Annotated in this window: 12 protein-coding genes; 2 read left to right on the forward strand and 10 right to left on the reverse strand. The window is 65.6% G+C overall.

The genetic code is table 11. The features are described from left to right. Positions 1–90 precede the first annotated feature (90 nt). From AB4Z38_RS05300 to AB4Z38_RS05335, 8 genes are all read right to left on the reverse strand, one after another. Positions 91–2061, reverse strand: coding sequence for an acetoacetate--CoA ligase (locus AB4Z38_RS05300; RefSeq protein WP_441428749.1), 1971 nt, complete (start codon positions 2059–2061; stop codon positions 91–93). Then, positions 2058–2666, reverse strand: coding sequence for a cupin domain-containing protein (locus tag AB4Z38_RS05305; RefSeq protein ID WP_441428750.1), 609 nt, complete (start codon positions 2664–2666; stop codon positions 2058–2060). The genes AB4Z38_RS05300 and AB4Z38_RS05305 overlap by 4 nt, the downstream gene beginning before the upstream one ends. Further along, entirely contained in the window at positions 2666–3682 is a 1017-nt protein-coding gene (locus AB4Z38_RS05310; protein WP_441428751.1) for a fumarylacetoacetate hydrolase family protein, read from the reverse strand. The genes AB4Z38_RS05305 and AB4Z38_RS05310 overlap by 1 nt, the downstream gene beginning before the upstream one ends. Positions 3683–3769: 87 nt before the next feature. Then, positions 3770–4621, reverse strand: coding sequence for an ABC transporter substrate-binding protein (locus AB4Z38_RS05315; RefSeq protein ID WP_441428752.1), 852 nt, complete (start codon positions 4619–4621; stop codon positions 3770–3772). Next, the gene (locus tag AB4Z38_RS05320) at positions 4618–5649 is read right to left on the reverse strand and encodes a fumarylacetoacetate hydrolase family protein (protein WP_441428753.1); all 1032 of its coding nucleotides are present in this window, start codon (positions 5647–5649) and stop codon (positions 4618–4620) included. Before AB4Z38_RS05320 ends, AB4Z38_RS05315 begins: the two co-directional genes overlap by 4 nt. A 30-nt stretch (positions 5650–5679) precedes the next feature. Continuing rightward, positions 5680–6618: a VOC family protein gene (locus AB4Z38_RS05325; RefSeq protein ID WP_441428754.1), complete on the reverse strand. Its 939-nt coding sequence runs from the start codon at positions 6616–6618 to the stop codon at positions 5680–5682. A 42-nt stretch (positions 6619–6660) separates the two neighbouring features. Next, the gene (locus tag AB4Z38_RS05330; RefSeq protein ID WP_441428755.1) at positions 6661–8166 is read right to left on the reverse strand and encodes a bifunctional 3-(3-hydroxy-phenyl)propionate/3-hydroxycinnamic acid hydroxylase; all 1506 of its coding nucleotides are present in this window, start codon (positions 8164–8166) and stop codon (positions 6661–6663) included. A 107-nt stretch (positions 8167–8273) separates the two neighbouring features. Further along, complete coding sequence (locus tag AB4Z38_RS05335) at positions 8274–9650, reverse strand: aldehyde dehydrogenase family protein (RefSeq protein WP_441428756.1); 1377 nt, start codon at positions 9648–9650, stop codon at positions 8274–8276. A 143-nt stretch (positions 9651–9793) separates the two neighbouring features. On the opposite strand from AB4Z38_RS05335, the gene AB4Z38_RS05340 reads away from it, so the two are divergent. Continuing rightward, positions 9794–10807 carry an ornithine cyclodeaminase family protein gene (locus AB4Z38_RS05340; RefSeq protein WP_441428757.1) on the forward strand — a complete coding sequence of 338 codons (1014 nt, stop codon included), beginning with the start codon at positions 9794–9796 and terminating at the stop codon, positions 10805–10807. Positions 10808–10834: 27 nt separating this feature from the next. Beyond that, complete coding sequence (locus AB4Z38_RS05345; protein ID WP_441428758.1) at positions 10835–11854, forward strand: dihydrodipicolinate synthase family protein; 1020 nt, start codon at positions 10835–10837, stop codon at positions 11852–11854. A gap of 308 nt (positions 11855–12162) precedes the next feature. On the opposite strand, the gene AB4Z38_RS05350 is transcribed toward AB4Z38_RS05345, so the two are convergent. Together AB4Z38_RS05350 and AB4Z38_RS05355 are read right to left on the reverse strand one after the other, a co-directional pair. Then, positions 12163–12507, reverse strand: coding sequence for a DoxX family protein (locus AB4Z38_RS05350; RefSeq protein ID WP_441428759.1), 345 nt, complete (start codon positions 12505–12507; stop codon positions 12163–12165). Between the two features lie 269 nt (positions 12508–12776). Beyond that, the gene (locus AB4Z38_RS05355) at positions 12777–14183 is read right to left on the reverse strand and encodes an MFS transporter (RefSeq protein WP_441428760.1); all 1407 of its coding nucleotides are present in this window, start codon (positions 14181–14183) and stop codon (positions 12777–12779) included. Positions 14184–14195: the final 12 nt, after the last annotated feature.

The raw sequence follows: 14195 nt of genomic DNA on the forward strand, positions 1-14195 counted from the left end.
GCGCCTTCATCACGCACGACGGAGGGCTGGCCCTGGACAAAGCCCCCGGAGTGCGGCATCCGGGGATGCCGCACTCCGGTGTGGTGCCGCTTAAGGTGATATTGTCTGCCGCTCCAGTGCAAACCGGGCATATTCTTCCAACAGCACGGGATCATCCACCGACCCGAGATCCGCGACCGTTTCCAGCCGCGCCCCCTGCAGAAGCCGCTTGACGGGAACCTCCAGCTTCTTTCCGGTGCGGGTATGCGGAATTCCCGGCATGAAGACAATCTCGTCGGGCAAGTACCGGACGGACAGGTTCTCACGGATGGACCTTGTGATCGCCTCTTGGGCCATGTCCGGATTGGCGCCCTCGGCCAGGTGGACGAACAGCGGCATGTAGTAGTCAGTGCCCATTTCCGCGCCGACAACGAGCGCCTCGGCGACTTCCGGCAGCGACTCAACGACCGCGTAGATGTCTGCGGAACCGAGCCGCAACCCATTGCGGTTGAGGGTCGAGTCGGAACGGCCGTGAATGAGGATGCCCCGGTGCGTGAACTCGATATAGTCCCCGTGCCGCCACACCCCCGGATACATCGCGAAGTAGCTCTCGTGGTACCTGCTGCCGTCGTCCCCCCAGAAGCTCAGCGGCATCGAGGGCATTGCCCTGGTCACCACCAGTTCGCCCTTGCCCCGCGTGGGATTCCCGGCCTCATCCCACGACTCCACCCGCACTCCGAGAGCCGGAGCCTGGATGTAGCCAACGTTGACCGGCAGTGTCGGGGATCCTCCCACGAAGATGGAGGCGATGTCGGTGCCACCACTCATCGAGGCCAACCAGATGTCACCCACATTGCCATAGACCCAGCGATAGCCGTCAGCCGCAAGCGGCGACCCGGTGACCTGAAGGGATTTCAGGGCACCCAGGTCGTGGTCGCGCATCGGCGCCAGTGCAGCCTTCGCGCAGGAATGGACAAATCCCGCACCCACCCCCAGGACAGCGACCTGCTCGGCCGCTGCAATCTGCCACACCCGGTCGATCGACGGGAACGTGGGATTTCCGTCGACAAGTACCGCCGTCGCCCCCACCCCCAGTGCGGAGACCAGTGCGTTCCACAGCACCCAGCTCGTCGAGGCCACATTGAGATAGCGGTCACCTGGCCGCAAATCGGAGTGGATAAGGAGCATTTTCATTTCCTCAAGCAGCGCCCCGCCGTGCCCGTGCACAATGCCCTTGGGAATACCCGTTGTCCCGGAAGAGAATAGGACCCACAGGGGGTGGCTGAACTCAACGTCCTCGAAGACGAGCTCCGCCGGTTCGGCCACGGCCTGTGCCCAGTCCACGGCCGGGGCACGGGTCGGGATACTCGGGACGGACGTGTGCCGTCCCACCCAGATCACGTGCTCGAGGGTGGGGAGCTGGGCGAAGATCTCCTCCAGCTCCGCGCGGCGGTCCCGGTCCTTCCCGCCGAGCATGTAGCCCGGGGCGGCGATGGCGACCCTGGGACCGAGCTGAGCGAACCGCGAAACGATTGCGCCCGGGCCGAACTCCGGGGCGCAGACGGACCACACAGCACCGATCGAGGCGGCGGCGAGCAGCCCGACGACAGCCTCGGCAACATTCGGGAGGATCGCCACGACCCGGTCCCCGTGGCCCACGCCGCGGGCACGAAGGTGCGCGGCCAGGGAAGCCACGTCGCGCCGCAGCGCATCCCAGGTGACCTCCTCTCGAGTCCCGTCCTCGGCGATGCCGATCAGTGCGGTGCCCTCGTGGCCCTGCAGCAGGTGCCGGGCGAAGTTGAGCGTGCGTCCCGGGAACCAGCGCGTGTGCGGCATGGCGTCGGTGGTGCAGACGGGCCCTACGGGCCCGCCGAATTCGACTCCCGCAAACCGGGCAAAGAGTTCCCAGAACTGCTCGGGCTCATCCACCGACCACGCCCAGAGCTCGTCGTAGCCCATACCGACGCCGATGCCCTGCCCGTCCAGGAAGGCGGCGAAGCGGCCGACGCCGGTCTCCGCGCTGCGTTCGAGGTCGGGTTCCCAGATCACTTCGCCGTCCGCGGCATGGGCGTTGAGGATCATGCTCTCTCCAAGGGCCGGGAAGCCTCCCTGCGCCGCTCCGCGATCTGGGCTGCAGTGAGGGGCTCGGTCCCGATCAGCACGAACAGAACCCGGGCCGTGGTGTCGGTGCGGTTGGACCACGCGTGGCTGGTGGCGCGTTGCACGGCCACGTCGCCAGCGCGCATGGTCGCCTCACCCTCATCAACCAGCAACGTGATTTCACCCTCGAGAACGACGGCGTAGTCCAGCGAGTCGGTGCGGTGGAACCAGAAGTGCTTGGATCCGCTGTGCGCGGCACCAGCTTCGGCCTCCTCGTGGCCGTCGAGCTCGCTGAAGATCACCGAGCCCGCCTCATCCGGATAGACGGAGTCCGGCGGGAAGTCGGCAATTCGCAGAATCGTCTCGCCGGCGGCGGGGAAGCTGGGAATCTCGGCGTCGGCCGTTGCCGGGTCGGCGTCAGTGACGTGGTCGATGGGTCCGGCTGCGGTCAGCCAGGGCACGGTGGCACCGAAGCCCGGAATCACCTCCGAGGACCAGTGGTTGGGCGCGGCCCCGTCCGAGAGGATGATGGCGCGTCCCTGGTCATCGTGTCCGGTGACGATGCGGCGAACTGGCGGCCGGGTCATCAGCCCACCCATTCTTCGTGCGGGTAGGTGCGGGGCTCGGGCCACCAGGGGGCCTTTTGGCGTTCGGTGGAGATCGGAGTGCGCAGTGTGCCGACGCCTTCGAGTTCCAACTCAATGACGTCGCCCGGCTTAAGGAATTTGCCGATCTCAACGCCGGCGCCGAAGCCCATGGTGCCCGAACCGATGAGGTCGCCCGGCTGCAGGCGGTCGGAGATCGAGACGTAGGCCAGCAACTCGGCGGGGGTGTAGACGAAGTCCTCGACCTTGGTATCGGAGAGCACCTCGCCGTTTACGCGGACCTGGCCGCGCAACCCCTCGATGGAGTTAATTTCGTCCATCGTTGTGACCCAGGGGCCGATGCCGTAGCCGAAGTCCTTGCACTTCTGCGGGCCCATGCCGATCGCCATTTCCGCGCCTTGGATATCGCGTGCGCTGAAGTCGTTGAAGACGGTGATGCCAAAGAGGTGGTCCAGCGCCGTGTCCGGGGTCAGGTCGCTTCCGGACTTGCCCACGACGTAGCCGACCTCGAGTTCCCAGTCGAGGGCCTCGGTGAAGTCGGGGTAGGGCAGGACCTGGTTGTGGCCGTATGACATGGCAGTGGTGCCCTTGAAATACCCCGGACGATCGTATATCGACCGAGCCGGCTGGGCCTTGGCGACAATGCGGTGGAAGTTCTGGATGTGCTGCTCGAAGGTCAGTCCGTCGCGGATGACCGGTGCGTCGACAGCTGCGCGCCACGAAACCTCGTCGATGCCGTACGAAGCGTCGTCGGCCGCGGCGAGCGCATCATGTGCGGCGTCCAGGAAGATGGAGCCTCCGCCGATTCCCGCTGCCAGGCTTCCGGGAAGCACCGCCAACGCGAGTGCCCGGGCACGATCCGGCTCGGCGGCCTTGCGTTGGAGTGTCAGGGCGTAGGCGCGGGCAAGGTCAATAACCCGACCCTGCTCTGGCTGGGCCGCGACGAGTCGAATCTGTTCGCCGTCGGGCGTTGGCACTGCTATACGTCCCAGTTTCATGGTTGCTCCTTTAGATAATCCATACGATACGTACAGTATCGTATTGGGTTGGTGGAGTTGCAATAGGCAACTTCGTGCGGGTGACGCTCAGGTACTGATAGTGGCGGACCGTGTGGCCCTCAGCAGCGGTTCGACATCGCAGAGCTCCTCCAGACCGATGCCTGGCGGAAGCATGCCCAGGCTTCGACGGATCTCGGTCAGCAGCTCCAGTCCGCGTGGATCCACCCCAAGCGTGCGGGCGCGCGCGCCCCAGGCGCTCGCGCCCGCGGCTTGGTAACCGCAGCGTTCAAGCAACTCGATGCCCTGCGCATCTGCCATCGACACTCCGGCCCCCACCCCGGACACCAGGGCGCGCAGGTAGCTTTCCAGCTCCTGGGATTCGAGAACTTCGGCGCGCACCACCAGACCTTGACCCGGCAGTTCCGGCAGCACGGCATTGACATTCACCACACGGGCGAACCCGGCCTTTTCGGCTAATTTGTCGAACGGCGGCCCGAGCAGGGTCGCGTCCACTTGACCGCCGAGCAGCGCGTCCAGGCGTTCGCGGACGCCACCCACCACCACGTAGTCGACCTCGACGCCGGCATCCCGCAGCAGGCGCTTGGCGATGAGCGCGAAACCGTTGTCGGGGGCGTCCACCGCGAACCGGCACCCGGCCAGGTCCGCGATGGATTCCACGTCACCGCCTGTATGGATGCCCAGCGGCGTAGTCGCCTCGACCTGGGCAACCAGGCGCAGGTCGGCGCCCGCCCGGGTCCATTCGAACAGGTTGTCGATCGCCGTGACCGCCATGTCCTGCTCCCCGGCAAGCAGGGCCCTCAGCTGCTCCGCGCTCGATGTTGTCCGGGTGGGCAGCACCTCAACGTCTCGCAGGAATCCCAGCTCTGCCGCCAGCAGATAGGACACCGGCGGAACGAAGTGGCTTTGCCGCAGGCTCACGAGGCGCCCCCGCCGGCCGCGGCGACAGCGACCGGGCGATCCACATACCAGGGAGGCAACTGCCCGCTGGGCCCGCGGACCGTCGAACGCTGGACGCCGAGACCCGAGATCTCCGCCTCCATCACGTCGCCGTCCCTCAGGAAACGGCCCCAATGCGAACCGTTGCCCGCCGGCGAACCGGTGATGAGGACATCCCCGGGTAGCAGCACGGCCATTGAGGAGGCGTAGGCGATCAGGCTCGGGATGTCGAAAAGCAGGTCATCTGCCAAGGCATCCTGCATCACTTTGCCGTTGAGGCTCAAACGGATCTGCAACTTCGCCGGGTCCGGCACGAACCGCTTCGGCACCACGTAGGGGCCGGTGGGGAAGAACGTGGGCTGGTTCTTCGCCCGGAACCAGTCGGTGCCCATCATCGCGATGTCGTTGCGCGGGACAAGCGTGCGCGCGGTGACATCGTTGACGATCGTGTACCCGGCCACGTAGTCGAAGGCGTCCGCGGCCGAGACCCGGTGCGCCCGGTGGCCGATGACCACGCCAAGCTCCAGTTCCCAGTCGACGTTGCCGCCGACATCCGGCAACTGCACGTCATCGTAGGCGCCGCAGACCGCCGAGGGGATCCCGGTCCAGACGTAGGGGTCGCCCGAGCGGCCGCGCTCATCGATTTCGGCCGCGGCGTCAGCGGCCAGTTGCGCCGCATCGGCGCCTTCCTTGCCGAGTTTGTGGGCCACGCTCATCTGCACGACGTGCTCACGGTAGTTCGCCCCCGCGGCAATGATGGTGCCCACCGGCTGCACCGGCGGCAGCACCTTCAGCCCCTCGAGTGGGCATGCGCCCGCCGCTGCCGGGTCGATGGACTCGAGCGTATCCAGGTGCACGTCCCACTCGGCGAACAGGTCCCCGATCCGACTAATGCCCGGCACCACCGTGCGCAGGTCAACGACGGTGTTACCGAAGACGGCCCCGGGAAATTGCTCCCCGCCGTCCTCGAAAGTGCCCAGCATGAATCCGTTCACGCGCGCTTCTTCCATGAATCCTCCATTTGTCATCGTCTGGCGCCGCTATACCGGAGGCGGGACGAACAGGCCCTTGTCGCGGTCGTTGAACATTTCGCGGGCGATAAATTCGTCCATGTCGCCGCCGGTTCCCCACTGGTCGGAGGTCTCGGGGTCGCGCGTGTCAAAGATGCTTGGATGCCACGTATCTTCATCAACCGAATCCAGCTCGGTGGTGTACTCCATGGTGTTCCCGTTGGGATCGTGGAAATAGGTGAAGGTGTTGTCCCCTGCCTTATGGCGGCCAGGGCCCCAGATTTTCTTGAACCCCGAACGCAGCAGCTTGCCGCTGCCGCGCATGTACTCGTCGATGCCGCGCAGCTCGAAGGACGCGTGCTGCAGCGAGGCGTGCGGGCCACGGGAGATGGCTATGCTGTGGTGTTGCGCGTTGCAGCGCATGAAGTAGAAGAGGTCGCCCATGTGGGGATGGTTCAGGGTGTCGGAGAGACGGAAGCCCAGGTGCTGCTCGTACCAGGCGCGCATCTTTTCCGGTTCCGGTGAGTTGAGGACCACGTGGGAGAGCCGCACCGGGATGGCTTCGCGTTCCTCGATCTTGCGGTGCTTGCGCACCTCGACGTCGGAGGAGACCTCGATGGTGCGTCCCTCCAGGTCGAAGAAGCGGAAGCCGTATCCCCCGCCGAGGGTCTGGACGTCATCGGGTTCGCCAATGAGTTTCACGCCCCTGGCGATGAGGTCCGAGGCGAGCTGGTCCACGGAGGCCTTGTCCGCCGCACCGAACGCGACCATGTCGAGGCGTTTCTCATCGGCCTTGCGCACGCGGACCGAATACTGTTCCGGGGAGCCCTCGGCGGCGAAGTAGGTCACACCGCCGTCGTTCTCCATTTCGGTGAGTCCCCAGTGGTTCTTGTAGAACTCGACCTGCTTTTGGTAGTCGGGCACGGCGATGTCGAAGTGCCTCAGGTGTGTGATCGGGCTGAATGCCATGATGGTCTCCTGTAAATCTTTCCGTTGGACGCGGATGTGGGTTTAGATGTGTGCCGGCACGTTGCGGCCGACCTGCGGGATGCTGCGGATGAGGCGCACCAGGGCATCGGGTGTGTCGCCGAGACCCAGGATGTAGCGGTCCGGGCGAACGACGACGGCCTGGGCGCCGGCGGCTGCAAGGATCTGGCCGACCTTGGCCGGATCGAACAGGACCACGATGTCGTCGTTCCCCTCGAGTTGGTTGCGCAGCGGGGCAGGGACGGCGGCGTACAGCTCGCGGGTGGTTGCAATCAGGAAGCGGGAACCCACCATGTCATCCAGGCGCACCCCGTCGGAGAGGATCGGCTGCATGCCGAGCCGGCCGGCACGTTCGTCGGTGCCGCCTTCGTGCAGGCCCGGGCCCAGCGCGGGTGAGACCGGTGCCGATGCGGCGGGGTTCGCCCGAATGAAGGCGTCACGCTGCTTCGCGACCTCGGCGTTGGTGGTTTGCATGAAGCCCGCGGCGTTGGTTGCCTGCTCGACCCAGAACCGTGCGTGCGGCAGGCGTTCACTCTCATAAGTGTCAAGGAGGCTGTCGTCGGCCGCGCCGCGCTTGACGGCGTCCAGCTTCCACACCAGGTTGGCCACATCGCGCATTCCGGCGCACAGGCCCTGCCCAAACAGCGGCGGGGCCTGGTGGGCGGCGTCCCCGGCCAGAAAGATGTTCCCGGCGCGCCACTGATGCGCGATGCGGCCCCGGAACGTATAAATCGCCAGTCGGTCCGCAGTGAACTTGTCTGCCGGCAGCACTCCATGGCTGATCCGTTCCACGCCCGCGGGAGTCGTAATTTCCTCGGGGTCGTCCCCCGGCATCAGCATGAACTCCATCCGCACCCGCTTGCCGGGGAGCCGGATCCACAGGGCCGGCCGCGTGTGGTGGCCCAGGAAGATCATGTCGGAAGACAGGCCCGGGCCCTCTTCCAGAATCCCGTCCGCGACCAGCCACTGCGCATCCTCGCCCAACTGCTCGCACTCGATGCCCAGCGCCTGGCGGATTTGCGAGCGCGCTCCGTCCGCGGCAATGGCCCAGCGGGCGCGGATGAGGGAGTCCTCACCGTTAGTGTCACGCACCGCGACCTCGACGCCCTGCCCGACATTGCGCACCGAGAGGACGGTGGTGCCGCGGCGGAGCTCGACGCCTGGAAGCTCCTGGACGACCTCCTGCAGCAGGACTTCGATGTCCGGCTGGTGGAAGGTGAGGTCATCGTGCCATCCCTGGGTGCCGAGCTGACCGGTCGGCACGGACACCAGGACTTCTCGTTCCTCGTTCTCGATGTGGAACGAGGCCATTGGCAACGTGGCCTCGGCAAAGCGCTCGGCCACCCCCAGCGACTGGAGCGTGCGGAAGGTCTCGCCATCGAAATGCACGGCACGCGCGGTGGGCCAGACCTGAATCTCGCGCTCCACGCTGACGGCGCTCAGGCCGGCACGGCCCAGCAGTGCCAACGCAGTGACTCCCACGGGGCCTCCCCCGATCACTACAACGTCGACGTTGACGATGTTAGCCATCCTTCTCCTTCAAGTCCAGTACGTATCGTTTCGAATAAAATGTAACACCCATCACCCTTGCTGCACAAGGGACTGCAACTGGCTTGACTGGGCGTCGAGCCTTCGATTCAGGCCTTCCAGACAGTCTTGAGGTTGCAGAATTCCCGGATGCCGTCAGCGGCGAGCTCACGCCCGAAACCGGAGCGCTTGATCCCGCCGAACGGCAGCTCCTGATACGAGACAGTCATGCCGTTGACGAACACCGCGCCGGCGTCGAGATTGGCCGTGAACCATTCCTCTTCCTGGGCGTCGTTGGTCCAGACCGCACTGGAAAGGCCGAAGGTGGTCTGGTTGGCGATCCGCAGGGCATCCTCACGGTCCGCCGCACGGTACAGGGACGCGACAGGCCCGAAGGTCTCCTCCTGGATAATCCGCATCCCTTCGCTGAGGCCGGCGAGCACCGTGGGTGCATAGAAGAAGCCGGGACCCTCGGGAATCACCCCGCCGGTCAGCACCAGCGCACCCAGGGCGCGGGCGTCCTCCACGAGCTCGGCCAGCTCGTCGCGTCCGGACGCGGTGGCCAGCGGCCCCACCTGGGTCGCGGGGTCCAGCGGGTCCCCAACCGAAAGCTCCGACATCAGCTTCACAAATTCGGCAGCGAACGCGTCATAGACCTCGGTGTGCACGATGAAGCGCTTGCCGGCAATACAGGACTGGCCGTTGTTGCTGATCCGTGCACGGACGGCTGTCGCGGCAGCGGCGGCGACGTCCGCCGAGGGCATGACAATGAAAGGGTCCGAGCCACCCAGTTCCAGCACCGATTTCTTGACGTAGTCAGCGGCGATGGAGGCCACCGACCGCCCTGCCGGCTCGGAACCGGTCAAGGTGACCGCTTTGACCCGCGAATCGGCCAGGACTGCGGCCACCTGGGAGCCCCCGATCAGGAGGGTTCGGAAAGAGCCGAGCGGGAACCCTGCCCGCTCAAAAAGGGTGTCAAGGAAGAGTGCGGCCTGGGGCACGTTCGAGGCATGCTTGAGCAGCCCGGAGTTGCCGGCCATGAGCGCCGGGGCGGCAAAGCGGATGACCTGCCAGAGCGGGTAGTTCCACGGCATGACCGCCAGGACAGTCCCGAGCGGCTCGTAGCGGGTCCAGGCGCGGCTCGCTCCGACCACCGACGGGTCCTTGAGCGGGGCATCGGCCAGAAATTCCTCGGAACGCGCGGCGTAGAAGCGCATGGCCTTGACGCATTTATGCACCTCGGCGATCGACTGCGCAATCGGCTTGCCCATCTCGATGGTGATCAACTCACCCAGGCCCTCGGCCTGATCCTCCAGGATGTCCGCCGCGGCGAGCATCCACTGCGCGCGCTGGGCAAAGGTGGTGCCGCGCAGCATTCGCGCCGCTTCGGCGGCTTCCGCGATGCGATCCTGGACTTCCTCGGCCGCATGCGGCTCAACGATCATTTCGGTCGAACCGGTGGTCGGGTTAATGGTTGCGATTGCCATGGGTGGGTTCCTTTTTCTGGAGACGTGTTCTCGATCACCACTCTATAGGATACGATTCGTATCGGATACCTTTAGGTTTCCATCATGCATTCACCCACGCCCGCAGCCAGTGGACCGGCTGCCCGACATCCAAGGAGTGCCCCGTGAGCACCAATGGCGAGCTGCCGACGAAACTTCCGCTCTTTCTCACCGACGCCGACGTTGCCAGCCTTTCGGACTGGGCCGGGGCGATCGAAGCCATCCGCGCCGCGTACAAGGCCCCCGGCGACGAGGCCGGAACCCCGGGAAGGATCTTCGCCCAGACACCACGGGAATGGTTGCGGATCATGCCCTCAGTACCGCCCAGCGGGCAACTGTTCGGCGCAAAGTCAATCGCCGGGTCCTTCGCGGACGGCCTGCGCGTCAGCTACCTGATTTCGCTCTTCGACAAGGACACCGCAGATTTGGTGGCGCTGGTTGACGGAAACCGCGTCACCGGCCTCCGCACCGCCGCGACCACTGCAGTGGGCACCTCCACAATCGTGCCGCAACGGCCGCTGATTGTAGGTGTGATCGGCTCCGGCTTTGAGGCACGTTCCCACCTGACGGCATTTTCCCACCTCCTGGAGTTCGCAGACATCCGTGTGTTTAGCCCCACCCCTGCCAACCGCGACGCCTTTGCGGCCGAATTCGACGGCGCGTTCGGCGCACCCGCACGTGCTGTCGGCTCGGCCCTCGAGGCCGCGGAAGGCGCGGATCTCATCCTGTGCGCGGCACGCTCCCGCGACGAGTCCCCGACTCTGCAAGCCGAATGGGTCGGCCCGAACGCCGCGGTGGTTTCAATCGGTTCCACGACCCCCGCCCAGCGCGAGCTGCCGGCGGAGCTGATCGCCCGCGCAGCGGTGGTCGTGGTGGATACCCGTGACGAGGTCGTGCACGGCAGCGGAGACATGATCGCGGCCCGGGCACACGGCGTCGACGTCGATTCGCTCGTGGTCACACTCAATGCCGTCCTGACCGGTGAAACTGAGATCGACGCAGAGAACGGCATCAGGATTTACAAGTCGACAGGTTCCGGCCTGCAGGACATCGTGGTGGCCGAGATGCTCGTCGAACGCGCCCGGGCCGAGGGCATCGGCACCGTCCTGCCCGTAGGCATCGTCACCAGCCGCAAATAAACCCCGCACAGACAAAAGGAGAACAACATGGTGGACTACACCAAATCCGAAGCCCGCTCCTGGGCCCGGGAGAACTTCGTCGGCACCGTCGCGGTGACGCACCCATCCTTCACCCCGGACTTCTCCGGCATCAACGAAAATGCGATCCGCCACGACGTCCTCCTGCTCAAGGAACGTGGCTACAAGGGTTCCCTGCTGATCGCCGAAGCGAACATCACACCCGAGGAGAACGCCAGGATCACGGCCATCGCCCGTGAAGCAGCCGGCCCGGACTTCGCACTCTTTTTCCATGCCATCTTCGGCACCCTGGAAGAGAACATCCACGCGGCAAAGCTGGCCACCAAGGCCGGCGCCGACCGCGCCCTGCTGGCATACCCTTCCTCGTTCTGGCCGACCTCCTACGACGAGGTCTTCGACTACACCAAGCGTTTCACCGACGAAACCGACCTGGCCACTATGCTGTTCCCACTCCCCGCCTGGGGCTTCGAGCGCATCCACCCAGCGGGAATGAGCGTGGACTTCGTGCGCCGCGTCCTCGACGCGATGCCGAGCATCGTCGCCATCAAGGCCGAACAGGGCTACCCAGGTATCCCCGGAGTCATGGAGATGTACCACCACTTCCGCGACGAAGTGGTGATCTCCTGCCCCATCGAGGCCGAAATAATCCCACTCATGTCGGTCTTGGACGTCCAGTTCTCCGGCACCGCGAACACGAACTGGATGGGCGATTACTACCCCAAGACTTTCGAGCTGGCGCGCACCGGCAAGTGGGAAGAAGCAATGAAGCGCTACTGGGAGGTCCAGCCGGCCCGGGCCGCCAATATGGCTGTGTCGTCCACTTCCACCCCGGGCACCAGCTCCATCAACCGCACCCAGTGGAAGTACCAGGAGTGGCTCTCCGGCTTCAACGGCGGCGCCCTGCGCCCGCCGGCAGTCAGACTTCCCGACCGCTTCATGAAGCAGCTGCGCGCAAGCCTGGAAGCCTCGGGACTGCCCGTCACCGACTCCCCTGACTCCGAATTCCTTCGCGGACGCGTCAGCGCCTGAGCCTGCCCGGCCTTGTGCCGGCATTGGAAAGCCCCTTGGAACACTGGCTTTGCTGGTTCAGTGTTCCAAGGGGCTTCTTTGCGTGTGGCAGACGGTGCCGCAGAAGATACCCGACCCCCGGGTACCGATCCGTCGAGCGCGGGCCGCCTTCCCGCCCGGCGGCCTACCCTGCTTCCTGGTATCCGAGGATCCATTCCCCGTGGTCGCGGTGAAGCCCGTCAACGGGCGGGGGCCCCTTCGCACGTAGATGTCGAAGTGTCATCCACCCGGTGGAAAGGGCCCTCGGAACCGTTTCTCAAACGGTTCAGTCAGCTCATCGACGCAGCGCTTTGCGAATCCGGGTTGCTCTTCCGCGCCCATCCGCCATCCCAGCCAAGCAAACGATCCACGAAAAACGGCCCCGGACCGGTCACAAGGAGAACAAACAAGCCCGCGATCAACAAAACAGGTACCTGCATGCCGCCGCTTTCCGCGGGCGCGAACCCCCTATTGATCTCAACCATGAAGATCGCGAGGAGCATATGTACGACCACCGGAATCGTCACCAGCCTGCTGAGAATACCCAACGCGATGAAGCTCCCGCAGACGAACATCAGAAGAGTCACGTACCAGCCGATCAGGAGGGGAAATGGCAGTCCCCACGCGCCTTCCACAATCGCGGCGAACTTCGCGGGCCGACTACTCGGCCGCGAAAGAGGCGACACGATGGTGTGTCACCGCTCGCTATGCTTTGCCGATCGGCAGTCGGTTCCGGCGCGGGCCTGGGCTGAACGGGGCGGCGCAGGATATTGTCCTAGGGGCATTTCCGGGCCGGTGACAACTCGTCACGGTGCAGGCCAAATGAAGGTTCTTCCACCGGTGGATGTCGATCCGACTTCCACCGGTGGAAGAAGCCTCGGGGGCCAAGCCCGGTAATGGGTGCTCAATCCACGGCGGCCGCTCGTGCCGGGGTCCCTTCCGCAGTCACGGGGCCAGCTGAACCGACTTCCGCTTGCTCCGGCACCCGGGTCCGCCGCGACTGCGGGCGAAGCCCAGTCAACGAACCCAAGAGCACAGCGATGGGCAACAGCAGAAACAGGAACAGACCGGATAGCCCCATTCCGGCCGCGATGAGCGTGCCTCCGGCAACACCGCCGGCAGCCGCCCCCAGCCGCCCGCCGAATTCCGCCACACCGATTCCCGCGCCTCGCATGCTGGCCGGGTAGGCCGCGGCGGCCAGGACGCTCCGCGTGGGGCCAAATGCGGTGGGCAGAATGAACCCGGTGATCCCCAACACCACGATCAGGGAACTGAATCCCGGATCGGGCAGGAGGTAAACCACCACCGACATGACGGCAGCCAGCCCGAGGACAAGCCCGATGACCAGGAATCGGGACACTCGGGCAAGAATGGCGCCAAGTACCACCCCTCCCAAGACACTCGTCAATCCGTAGACACCGACGATGGTGCTGCTCTGTACGGTGTTGAGCCCGGGTACCGGAAGTTGCAGCAAGGTCGGCAGGTACTGGGCGATCAGCAATTGGGTGCCCAGGGAGAAGAAGCCGAAAAGCCACAGCAGGACGGTCGTGGGGGCCAGCGGCCGTGAAAGGATGGTCCCCGCCGGTGGCTCGGACCCCGGCGGCGGAACCTTTGAACCGGGGGGAGACGATTCCCGTCCCCGGCCCGCGGTCGGCCCGGCGCCGGGCGCCGGGCCCTTGGCCGAGAGGAAGGCAGGGGATTCGGGGACCACGACGGCTAGCGCAGCGATGACGGCCAACGGGATCAGGCCGCCGACCGCGAGGAGCGCGCGCCACCCCGAAGTCGGGAGTATGGTGCCGGCGAATGCTGCCCCGACCGTTGTCCCCAGGCCCACGCCGGCGTAGGCCGTCGCGAGCAGTGCCGCGCGTCGTCGTTCGGGGATCAGGTCCGCCAGCAGGGTGTTTCCGGACGCCATCGCGGCGCCCATCCCGAGGCAGGCCAGAATCCGCCAGGCGGCGAATGCCGTGAAGTCGCCAGAGGTTCCTCCCAGGGCAGTGGCCCCTCCGAAGACGACCACGCCGCCGATGAGGATGGACTTGCGTCCCCACCTATCAGACAGGCCGCCCGCGAGGACGGCGCCAAGGCCCATGGCCAGGAAACCAACGGCGACCACGAGGGCGATGCCGCCCCCGACGGAGACGCCCCAGCTCTTGATGATCGTGGGAAAGACATGGCTGACGATCGTGACGTCCATGCCATCGGACAACAGGACGAGCGTGATCAGGGTGAAGTAGATCCAGTGCCTGGGCGTCAGGTGCTCGGGGCTCGACCGGCCGGGAGACCCGGTGGTGGATTCATCGCTCGTGTTCAAGGCTCGCGGCAT

It is taken from the genome of Arthrobacter sp. 2RAF6 (assembly GCF_052115205.1).
In the GTDB taxonomy this organism is placed as follows: domain Bacteria; phylum Actinomycetota; class Actinomycetes; order Actinomycetales; family Micrococcaceae; genus Arthrobacter.